The organism is Kitasatospora sp. NPDC091276 (genome assembly GCF_040684355.1).
GTDB lineage: Bacteria > Actinomycetota > Actinomycetes > Streptomycetales > Streptomycetaceae > Kitasatospora.
Window position 1 is genome coordinate 173,105 of record NZ_JBFBFU010000020.1, and the last position, 9,754, is coordinate 182,858.

Sequence of the window (9,754 nt, forward strand, 5' to 3'; positions counted from 1 at the left end):
CTCAGGGCACGTACCGCCAACCCGGCCCGGAGCGGGCCCGGGCGCCGGCGCCGGTGGCGATCGCCGCCCGGTAGGCGTCGGCGGTCAGCTCGGCGGCCCGCGCCCAGGTGAACCGGGCCAGCACCCGCTCCCGGCCGGCCGCGCCGAGCCGGGCGCGCAGCCGCGGGTCGTCCAGCAGCCGGCCGAGCGCCGCCGCCAGCCGGTCCGGCTCCCCCGGCGGCACGGCCAGGCAGGTCTCCCCGTCCGGCCCGGCCACCTCGGGGATCGCGCCGCCGGTGGTGGCGACCAGCGGGGTGCCGGTGGCCATCGCCTCGGCGGCGGGCAGCGAGAAGCCCTCGTACAGCGACGGCACGCAGGCCACCTCGGCCGAGCGGTAGAGGTCGACCAGCTCCCGGTCGGTCAGGCCGCTGCGGAACTCGATGTGGTCCGCCAGCCCGAAGCGGCGCACCGCCTCCGCCACCGGGCCGTCCTCCTTCTGCGGCTTGCCGACCACCACCAGGTGCGCGGGGCGCTCGGTGCGCACCTTCGCCAGCGCCTCGACCAGGAACACCAGGCCCTTGAGCGGGACGTCCGCGCTGGAGGTGGTGACGATCCGTCCGGGGACTCGGGCGATCTCCTCGGAGGGCGACCAGAGCCGGGTGTCGGCGCCGATCGGCACCACCGAGATCGCGCCCGGCGCGGCGCCCAGGTGCTCGGCGATCTCGCGCTGCGAGGTGCCGGAGACGGTGATCACGTGGTCCAGCCGGGCGGCGACCCGGCGCTGCATCCGGGTGAAGGCGTACCAGCGGCGCAGCGACAGCCGCTTGACCCGGGTGGTGGCCGCGTCCAGCTCCAACTGCCGGTCCACGGTGATCGGGTGATGGATCGTGGTGACCAGCGGGAAGCCGTGCCGGGCCAGGCCGAGCAGGCCGTAGCCGAGCGTCTGGTTGTCGTGCACCACGTCGTAGCGGCCCTTGTGCCGGGCCAGGTACTGGCGGGCGCGCAGCGAGAAGGTCAACGGCTCGGGGAAGCCGCCGGTGCGCATGGTGGCGAACTCCAGCACGTCCACCGGGCTGTGGAACTCGCCGCGGGCGGGCGTGCGGAACGGGTCCTCGGCGCGGTAGAGGTCCAGGCTGGGCAGTTCGACCAGGCGCACCGAACCGGGGCCGTCGACCTCGTCCAGCACCGGGTACGGCTGGGCACCGATCACGTCCACGTGGTGGCCGAGCCTGGCCAGCTCACGGGAGAGGTGGCGCACGTACACGCCCTGACCGCCGCAGAAGGGGTCCCCGCGGTACGACAGCAGGGCAATCCGCAGCGGCTGCGCGGTCATCCTCGGGCCCTCATCTCTAGCTGCTATTCCTGTGCTGCTGCTGTCTCTGCGTTGGCGACGGCGCTGCCGCCGGTCGCTAAAGTAGATCAGGTTTCAGTGGCTGTGGAACTCGTCATCGACCATGTGAACAATGAGAGACCTCGAAGATACCGGCCCGTAGCTTTCCCTCAGGAGCCAGGGCTGGTGATTCCCGCCACGCCGACCCTGCCGACCTTGTGGAGCACGCCGCCACCCACGCGCCCCGGGAGCACTCCTTGCCGCCGCCGACCACCTCCACGAGCCCCACCACCCCGCCCCCCGCGCAGCCGGGCGAGCCGCCGCTGACCGCCCGCCAGGCCGAACGCCGGCGCCGGATCCTGCGGGCCGCCACCGCCCTGGCCGCCCGGGGCGGGTACGAGGCGGTGCAGATGCGGGAGGTCGCGGAGACCGCGCAGGTGGCCCTCGGCACGCTCTACCGGTACTTCCCCTCCAAGGTGCACCTGCTGGTCGCGGTCATGCTGGAGCAGTTGCAGGGCCTCCAGGAGCACATCCGGCGCCACCCGCCGACCGACCCCGAACCGGCCCCGCGGGTCGCCGACACGCTCACCCGCGCCTTCCACGCGCTCCAGCGCGAACCGCTGCTCGCCGAGGCGATGGTCCGGGCGCTGTCCTTCGCGGACCGCTCCGTCGGCGCCGAGGTGGACCAGGTCAGCACCGCCACCGGCCAGCTCATCCTGGACGCCATCGGCCAGTCCGGGCCACCCAGCGAGAGCCAGCGCGCGGCCGTCCGGGTGATCGAGCACACCTGGCACTCCGCCCTGGTCGCCTGGCTCTCCGGCCGCGCCTCGATCGCCGAGGTCCGGGCCGACCTGCACACCGCGGCCCGGCTGCTCACCCTGCCCTGACTGGAACCTGTTCCTGCCCGGGCGGGAGGGGCCGGCCGCCCCCGGCGGTTAGAGTCGACGGACAGCACAACTTCATCCCGTCCCTCCCCCGGGGGAAGCCGGTGCGAATCCGGCGCTGACCCCGCAACCGTGAGCCCGGCCCCCGTGACGGCCCGGGCGAGTCGGACCGCCCGTGGAGGGGCGAGCGGCCAGCCCGGGCCCGCCACGCGCACCGCCCGGCACCGTCGAGGACTACGGAACGGCCCCGCCGGGCCACCACCGCTCACCGAAAGGCACACCTCCACCATGCTCACCGCCGCCCGTCTGGGCGCCGCCGCCCTGTCCGCCGCGCTCCTCGCCGGCGCCACCGCCGGACCGGCCCTCGCCGACAGCCCCGCGCCCACCGCCGCCGCCGTCCCCGACGGCCTCTACGGCAAGGGCGACCCGACGTACGACGGCGTCTGGCGGCAGTCCCTCGCGCTCACCGCGCTCGCGGCGGCCAAGGCCACCCCGGCCGACTCCGCCGTCGGCTGGCTCACCGGACAGCAGTGCGAGGACGGCGGCTGGCCCTCCTTCCGGGCCGCCGGCGCCGCCTGCGACCCCAAGACCGAGGACAGCAACGCCACCGCCGTCGCCGTCCAGGCCCTCGTCGCCCTCGGCGGGCACCAGGAAGCCGTCGACAAGGGCGTCCAGTGGCTCAAGGCCACCCAGAACGCCGACGGCAGCTGGCCCTACAACCCCGGCAGCCCCGGCGACGCCAACTCCACCGGCCTCGCCGTGAACGCCCTCTTCGCCGCGAAGACCGACCCGGCCGGAGTCGCCAAGGCGGGCAAGAACGCCTTCGACGGGCTCGCCCTCTTCCAGCTCGGCTGCGCCGCCCCCGCCGACCAGCGCGGCGCCTTCGCCTACCAGCCCGACCCGTCCTCCGGTGCGCTCGCCCCCAACGCCCTCGCCAGCGCCCAGGCCTCGCTCGCCGCCGCCGGCGGCCACCTCCCGGTCGCCACCACCGCCCGCACCGACGCCGCGCCCAAGGCCCTCGGCTGCGACTCCGCCGCCGCCTCCACCGCGGCTGCTCCGGTCGCGCACGCCGACTCCGGCGAGGCCGCCGGGGCGTACCTCACCGCCCAGCTCGCCGCGGGCGACAACCACCTCACCCTCACCACCCCCGGCGCCGCCCCCACCCCCGACTACAACGCCACCGCCTGGGCCGCCCTCGGCCTCATCCAGAGCGGCCACCCCCAGCAGGCCGCCGGCGCCGTCGACTGGCTCGCCAAGGAGGGCGCCGGCTGGACCAAGGGCGGCACCGACGCCGCCGCCACCGCCAGCCTCCTGCTCGTCACCCAGGCCGCCCAGCGCGACACCGCCCCGCTGACCGCCGAGCTCACCGCCCTCGGCCCGGCCCTCAAGGCCACCGCCGGCCCCGCCCCGACGGCGGCGGCGCCCAAGAAGGACGACGGCATCGGCCAGTACTGGCTGATCATCGTCGGCCTCCTCGTCGGCCTCGGCGGCGGCCTCCTCCTCAGCCTCCAGCGCAAGCGCGGCCAGAGCCTGTGACACCCCGCCCCGCGCGCCGGGCCCGCCCGGGCCGCCGCCGTGGCCGCCGCGCTCTCGGCTCGCGGCTCGGCTCGCGGCTCGGTGCGGTGCTCGGTTCGGTGCTCGGTGCGGTGCTCCTGCTGGTCGCCTCCGCCGGGGCGCCGGCGGAGGCGGCGACGGGATACCGGTACTGGTCGTTCTGGCGTGCCGGCGGCGACGGGTGGCTGTACCAGCAGCAGGGGCCGGCCGTCGCCGTGCCGCCGGACGGGGCCGTGGACGGGTGGCGGTTCGCGGTGAGTCCGGACGGCGGGCAGGATGCGGCGCGGCCCCGGACGGCGGGCGACTTCGCCGCCGTCTGTGCGGACACGCCCGCGCAGGCGGGCCGCAAGCGGGTCGCGGTCGTGCTGGACTTCGGCACCGCCGCCGACTCCGGCTCGGGCTCGGGTTCCGGCTCGGGTTCCGGTTCCGGCTCGGGTTCCGGCTCGGGCTCGGGCTCGGCTTCCGGTTCCGGCTCGGCTTCCGGTCCCGGCTCGGGCGAGGCGCCGCCCGAGCAGCGGAGCGCGTGCGCCAGCGTCGTCTCGAACGCCACCTCGGCCGAGGTGCTGGCCGCCGTCGCCCCGCCGCTGCGCTACGACGCCAACGGCCTGCTCTGCGCCATCGCGGGCTTCCCGAAGGCCGGGTGCGCCGACCAGCTCGGGTCGGCGGCCAAGCCGGCCGACCCGTCCGGCGACGGCGGCGGCTCGGACTCCGGCCCGGACGTCGGCCTGATCGCCGGTGGCGCGCTGATCGCCGTGCTGGCCGGCGGTGCGGTCTGGCAGGCGCGCCGCCGCCGCACCTCCTGACGCCTCCCGAGCCGCTCCCCCTCCGGACCCCTTCACCTGGACTGACCCATGAGCACCGCCCGCACTACCCGCCCGCCCACCGGACCCCGGCAACTGCACCCCGGGGCCTGGTGGTTGTGGGCGCTCGGGCTGGGCGCAGCGGCGACCCGCACCACCAATCCGGTGATCCTGCTGCTGCTCGCCGCCGTCGCCGGGTACGTGGTCGCGGCCCGGCGCGGCGACGCGCCCTGGTCGCGCTCGTACGGCGCGTTCCTGCGACTGGGCCTGCTGGTCCTGGGCATCCGGCTGGTGTTCGCGGTGCTGCTCGGCTCGCCGATCCCGGGCACGCACGTGCTGTTCACGCTGCCCGAAGTGCCGCTTCCCACCTGGGCGCAGGGAGTGCGGATCGGCGGCCGGGTGACCGTGGAGGGCCTGCTCGCGGCGCTGTACGACGGGCTGCGCCTGGCCACCCTGCTGGTCTGCGTGGGCGCCGCGAACGCGCTGGCCAGCCCGGCCCGCCTGCTGCGCGCCCTGCCCGGCGCGCTGTACGAGGCGGGCGTGGCGGTGGTGGTGGCGATGACCTTCGCGCCGAACCTGGTCGCGGACGTCCGCCGGCTGCGGGCGGCCCGCCGCCTGCGCGGCCGCACCGACCGGGGGATCGCCGCCGTACTGAGCGTCGGACTGCCCGTCCTGGAGGGCGCGTTGGAGCGTTCGGTGGCGCTGGCCGCGGCGATGGACACCCGCGGCTTCGGCCGCACCGCGGACGTCCCGCGCCGACTCGCCCGGGCGACGGCCGCGCTCACCCTGGCCGGCCTGCTCGGGATCTGCCTGGCCGCGTACGGGCTGCTAACCGCCGGCGGCGCGGGCTGGGCGGCGCCGGTGCTGCTGCTGGGCCTGGCCGCCGCCTCCGCCGGGCTACTGCTAGGCAGTCGACGATCCGTCAGGACACGCTACCGGCCCGACCCCTGGGCACTGCCCGAGTGGCTGACCGCCGGATCGGGCGCCGCCGTCGCCGGGTTGACCATCTACCTGTCCACGCGCGACCCGGCCGCCTTCGCGCCCACCGTCGTCCCGCCGACCGTCCCCGCGCTGCCGCTGGCCGCCGTGCTGGCCGTACTGCTCGGCCTGGTACCGGCGTTCGCCGCCCCGACCCCGCCCCGGAGGGCTTCGTGATCACCTTCGAGCAGGTCTCCGTCCGGTACGCGGACGCCGCCGCCCCCGCCGTCGCGGACGTCGACCTGACCGTCCCCGAAGGGGAACTCTGCCTGCTGGTGGGCCCGTCGGGCTCCGGCAAGTCCACCCTGCTGGGCGCGGTGAGCGGGCTCGTCCCGCACTTCACCGGCGGCACCCTGCACGGCCGGGTCACGGTCGGCGGTCGGGACACCCGCGAGCACCGGCCGCGCGAACTCGCCGACCTGGTCGGCACGGTGGGCCAGGACCCGCTGGCGCACTTCGTCACCGACACCGTCGAGGACGAACTCGCCTACGGCATGGAGTCCCTGGGCCTGCCCGCCGACGTGATGCGGCGCCGGGTCGAGGAGACCCTCGACCTGCTCGGCCTCGCCGACCTGCGCGACCGCGCCCTCACCTCCCTCTCCGGCGGCCAGCAGCAGCGCGTCGCGATCGGCTCGGTGCTCACCGTGCACCCGCGCGTCCTGGTCCTCGACGAGCCCACCTCGGCGCTGGACCCGGGCGCCGCCGAGGAGGTGCTGGCCGTCCTCCAGCGGCTGGTGCACGACCTCGGCACCACCGTGCTGATGGCCGAGCACCGGCTGGAGCGCGTCGTCCAGTACGCCGACCAGGTGCTGCTGCTCACCCCGGGCGCCCCGCCCGTCCTCGGCGAGCCCGCCGAGGTGATGGCGCACTCCCCGGTGCACCCGCCGGTGGTCGGCCTCGGACGGCTCGCCGGCTGGCGGCCGCTGCCGCTGTCCGTCCGCGACGCCCGCCGCAAGGCCGCCGGGCTCCGCTCCCGGCTGGACGGTCTGCACCCGGGCCCGGCCCCTGCTCCAACCGTTTCGACCGACGCACCGATCGCCGCCGCCGAACGCCTCGCCGTCCGGCGCGGCCCCGTCCAGGCCCTGCGCGGCGTCGACCTGGCGCTGCACCCCGGCGAGATCACCGCCCTGATGGGCCGCAACGGCGCCGGCAAGTCCACCCTGCTGGGCAGCCTGGTCGGCCTGCACGCCCCCGCCTCCGGCCGGGTGACGGTCGGCGGACGCACCCCGCACCGCACCCGCCCGGCCGAACTGATCCGCCAGGTCGGCCTCGTCCCGCAGGACCCGCGCGACCTCCTCTACGGCGAGAGCGTCACCGCCGAATGCGCCGCCGCCGACACCGACGCGGACGCCACCCCCGGCACCTGCCGCGCCCTGGTCGAACGACTGCTGCCCGGCATCGCCGACACCGCCCACCCGCGCGACCTCTCCGAAGGCCAACGGCTCACCCTCGCGCTCGCCGTCGTGCTCACCGCCCGGCCCCCGCTGCTGCTGCTCGACGAGCCGACCCGCGGCCTCGACTACGCCGCCAAGGCCCGGCTGGTGGCGATCCTGCGCGACCTCGCGGCGGAAGGCCACGCCGTCCTGCTCGCCACCCACGACGTCGAACTCGCCGCCGAACTCGCCCACCGCACGGCGATCCTGGCCGAGGGCGAGATCGTCGCCGACGGCCCGACGGCCGACGTCGTCGTCTCCTCCCCCGCGTTCGCCCCGCAGGTCGCCAAGGTGCTGGCACCCGGCCCGTGGCTCACCGTCCGCCAGGTCGCGGAGGCGCTCAGCGCATGAGCCGCCCCGCTCCTTCCGGTGTTCCTGCTGGTCGCCCCGTTCCGCTCGGCCGCCGCTCGGTGACGGCCCTGCTCCTGACCTCCCTCGTCGGCGTGGCGGCCTTCGGCTGGCCGCTGCTCGCCTCCACCAAGTCCGCCCTGGTCGGCCACGCCACCGACGCCCCCTGGCTGTTCGCCCTCCTGCTGCCGCTGCTCCTCGCCGTCGTCATCGCCCAGATCTCCGAGGGCCGCACGGCGGGCGGCGGCGCGCCCGGCCTGGACGCCAAGTCCGTGGCCCTGCTCGGGGTGCTGGCGGCGGCGGGCGCGGCACTGCGGCCGCTCGGCGCGGGCACGGCGGGGCTGGAGCCCATGTTCTTCCTCATGGTGCTGTCCGGCCGGGTGCTCGGTCCGGGCTTCGGCTTCGTCCTCGGTTCGCTGTCGATGTTCGCGTCCGCGCTGCTCACCGGCGGCGTCGGGCCCTGGCTGCCGTTCCAGATGCTCGCCATGGGCTGGGTCTGCCTCGGCGCCGGCCTCCTCCCGGGCTCCGCGCGCCTGCGCGGCCGGCGCGAGCTCTGGCTGCTCGCGGGCTACGGCGCGCTGGCTTCCGTCCTCTACGGCACGATCATGAACCTCCAGGGCTGGCCGTACATCGCCGGGCTCTCCGGCTCCATCTCCTTCGTCCCCGGCGACCCGCTGCCCGCCAACCTGGTCCGCTTCGCCGCCTACTGCCTCACCACGTCGCTGGGCTGGGACCTCCCCCGCGCCGCCCTCACCGTCGTCCTCTGCCTCACCCTCGGCACCGCCGTCCTGCGCGCCCTGCGCCGCGCCACCCGCCGGGCCGCCTTCGACGCGCCGGTGACGTTCCGGCCGCCGGACTCCCGGCCGCTGAGCAGGTGAACTCCGCAGCCCCGCCCCCTGGTCGACTACGGCAAGGCCCGCGACACCCTCGGAGCCCGGCACTCCCCGCAGACCTGCCCGACACCCGCGACGGGCCGCCCGCACAAGCCGTCCCGCCCGGGGCACTCATGCCGACGCGGCCCCGACCCGCCGCCGCCCTGCGGGGTCAACGGAACGGGCGGCACCTTCGCCAACCGCCCCGCCAGGACCGCCCCCACGCTGTGCGTGACCCTCTCCGGCAAGGGCGCGGCCAGGATCCCCGCCAGCGCCTCCCCGCTCCACCCGCCCGCGAGCAGCCCCTCCACCCGCGCGGCCTGATCGCACAGTGGCTTGCCCGCCAGCGCCATCCTGGGCTCCCTGCGCCCGAGTTCGAGCAGCAGCGCCATGCCCGCCGTCAACTTCTCGGACGGACGGACGGAGGGAACTTCCGCTTCCTTCCCCATCACCTTTCCGGAAGGGCTTCCCGCCTTCCCGGCGCCCGCCACCCCAGCTCCGGGCCCACCGGCGGCCGGGGGCGCGGGAAGCGGCGGCACGGCGTGAACCGCCTTGCCCGTCACCGGCACTTCGTGCACCGAGACGATCGTCCGCACCTGCCCCGTCACCGGATCCCGCTGCGTCCGCCGCACGTAGTGCCCGGCCGCCTCCAGCTCACGGAGCGCCCGCGCCACCGTCGCCCGGCCCTCGACGCTCTTCGCCGCCAACGTCCGGATGTCCTCCCGCGCACCGTCCGGCAGGCTGAGCAGGTAGCTGAGCAACCCACGCGCCGCCCAACTCAGCGAGTGCTTCCGGACGACGTGGCCGTTGTCGAGGATCGTGTACCCGGGCGAGTGCTTCGGGATACGATGAATGTGCATTCGGGAGCCCTTTACTCCTAGTGCCATTCCCCGGGGTGTTAGCGCACCGCCGGGGCTCACTTTTGCCGCGCACAGGCCGTCCCTCCGAACGCCCGCGCCGACCCAATGATCACCGTAATGCGCTAACCGAGCGTCAAACTCCCTACCACATCACCCAAACGGGCGGCGCAAGCGCACACCCCCCAGCGCGCCCCAGGCCCACAAGCCCGGAACACGCCCCACATCTTTCGACTCATGGCTGACCACGAACCCGCGTTCCGGCCACTGGACAGCACGGAACTGTTCGGCACGGCCACCCCTCCCCAGCTCCACCAGCGACACTCGCCGTTCTCACCCACGGTGCCGGCGTCACCCGCGAAGAGGGCGGGTTCACCTCGACCCCGAAAAGCGCTGCGCCGACGTGCAGTCGCCAGTGCTCATCGTCCACGGAACGAAGGACACCTTCGTCGACGTCGAACTGTCCCGCCGGTTCGCGCCGCTGTTCGGCGCCGGAGCCGAACTGTACGAACTCGACGGCGCACAGCACGGCTTCGCCGTGCACGATGACCCCACGTACGCACACCCGCAGTCACAGGCGTGGCAGCGCGAGGTCGTCGCCAAGGTTGCCGACTTCCTCTCCCTCTAGTGTCCTGCGCCGGAGATCTGTCGTTAGATCTTGCGTGAGTGATTCTTCGGATGCGTCGGTGCGGCGTCGTGGTCCCGCGTTGGAGCCGTTG

At 75.5% G+C, this 9,754-nt stretch carries 9 protein-coding genes and 1 riboswitch; of the genes, 7 read left to right on the top strand and 2 right to left on the bottom strand.

Annotated features, from left to right (window positions below; genetic code table 11):
- Position 1: 1 nt before the first annotated feature.
- Positions 2 to 1,312 (bottom strand): glycosyltransferase family 4 protein, encoded by a 1,311-nt coding sequence (locus AB0O19_RS25005; protein WP_363622491.1) that lies wholly within the window; start codon positions 1,310 to 1,312, stop codon positions 2 to 4.
- Between the two features lie 320 nt (positions 1,313 to 1,632).
- Between AB0O19_RS25005 and AB0O19_RS25010 the strand changes: the two genes are divergently transcribed.
- From AB0O19_RS25010 to AB0O19_RS25035, 6 genes are all read left to right on the top strand, one after another.
- Positions 1,633 to 2,196, top strand: coding sequence for a TetR family transcriptional regulator (locus tag AB0O19_RS25010; protein ID WP_244293606.1), 564 nt, complete (start codon positions 1,633 to 1,635; stop codon positions 2,194 to 2,196).
- 92 nt (positions 2,197 to 2,288) lie between these two features.
- Positions 2,289 to 2,364, top strand: a riboswitch (cobalamin riboswitch).
- A gap of 117 nt (positions 2,365 to 2,481) precedes the next feature.
- Positions 2,482 to 3,729 (top strand): prenyltransferase/squalene oxidase repeat-containing protein, encoded by a 1,248-nt coding sequence (locus AB0O19_RS25015; protein WP_363622493.1) that lies wholly within the window; start codon positions 2,482 to 2,484, stop codon positions 3,727 to 3,729.
- Positions 3,730 to 3,815: 86 nt separating this feature from the next.
- Entirely contained in the window at positions 3,816 to 4,550 is a 735-nt protein-coding gene (locus tag AB0O19_RS25020; protein ID WP_363622495.1) for an SCO2322 family protein, read from the top strand.
- Positions 4,551 to 4,598: 48 nt separating this feature from the next.
- Entirely contained in the window at positions 4,599 to 5,702 is a 1,104-nt protein-coding gene (locus AB0O19_RS25025) for a CbiQ family ECF transporter T component (protein WP_363622496.1), read from the top strand.
- The gene (locus AB0O19_RS25030; RefSeq protein ID WP_363622498.1) at positions 5,699 to 7,309 is read left to right on the top strand and encodes an ATP-binding cassette domain-containing protein; all 1,611 of its coding nucleotides are present in this window, start codon (positions 5,699 to 5,701) and stop codon (positions 7,307 to 7,309) included. Before AB0O19_RS25025 ends, AB0O19_RS25030 begins: the two co-directional genes overlap by 4 nt.
- A complete protein-coding gene (locus tag AB0O19_RS25035) occupies positions 7,306 to 8,184 on the top strand; it encodes an ECF transporter S component (RefSeq protein ID WP_363622500.1) in 879 nt (292 codons plus the stop codon). The genes AB0O19_RS25030 and AB0O19_RS25035 overlap by 4 nt, the downstream gene beginning before the upstream one ends.
- 26 nt (positions 8,185 to 8,210) lie before the next feature.
- Here the strand turns inward: AB0O19_RS25035 and AB0O19_RS25040 are convergent, their stop codons facing one another.
- Positions 8,211 to 9,038: a helix-turn-helix domain-containing protein gene (locus AB0O19_RS25040; protein WP_363622502.1), complete on the bottom strand. Its 828-nt coding sequence runs from the start codon at positions 9,036 to 9,038 to the stop codon at positions 8,211 to 8,213.
- A 238-nt stretch (positions 9,039 to 9,276) separates the two neighbouring features.
- On the opposite strand from AB0O19_RS25040, the gene AB0O19_RS25045 reads away from it, so the two are divergent.
- A complete protein-coding gene (locus AB0O19_RS25045) occupies positions 9,277 to 9,663 on the top strand; it encodes a dienelactone hydrolase family protein (protein ID WP_363622506.1) in 387 nt (128 codons plus the stop codon).
- The last annotated feature ends 91 nt before the right edge of the window (positions 9,664 to 9,754 follow it).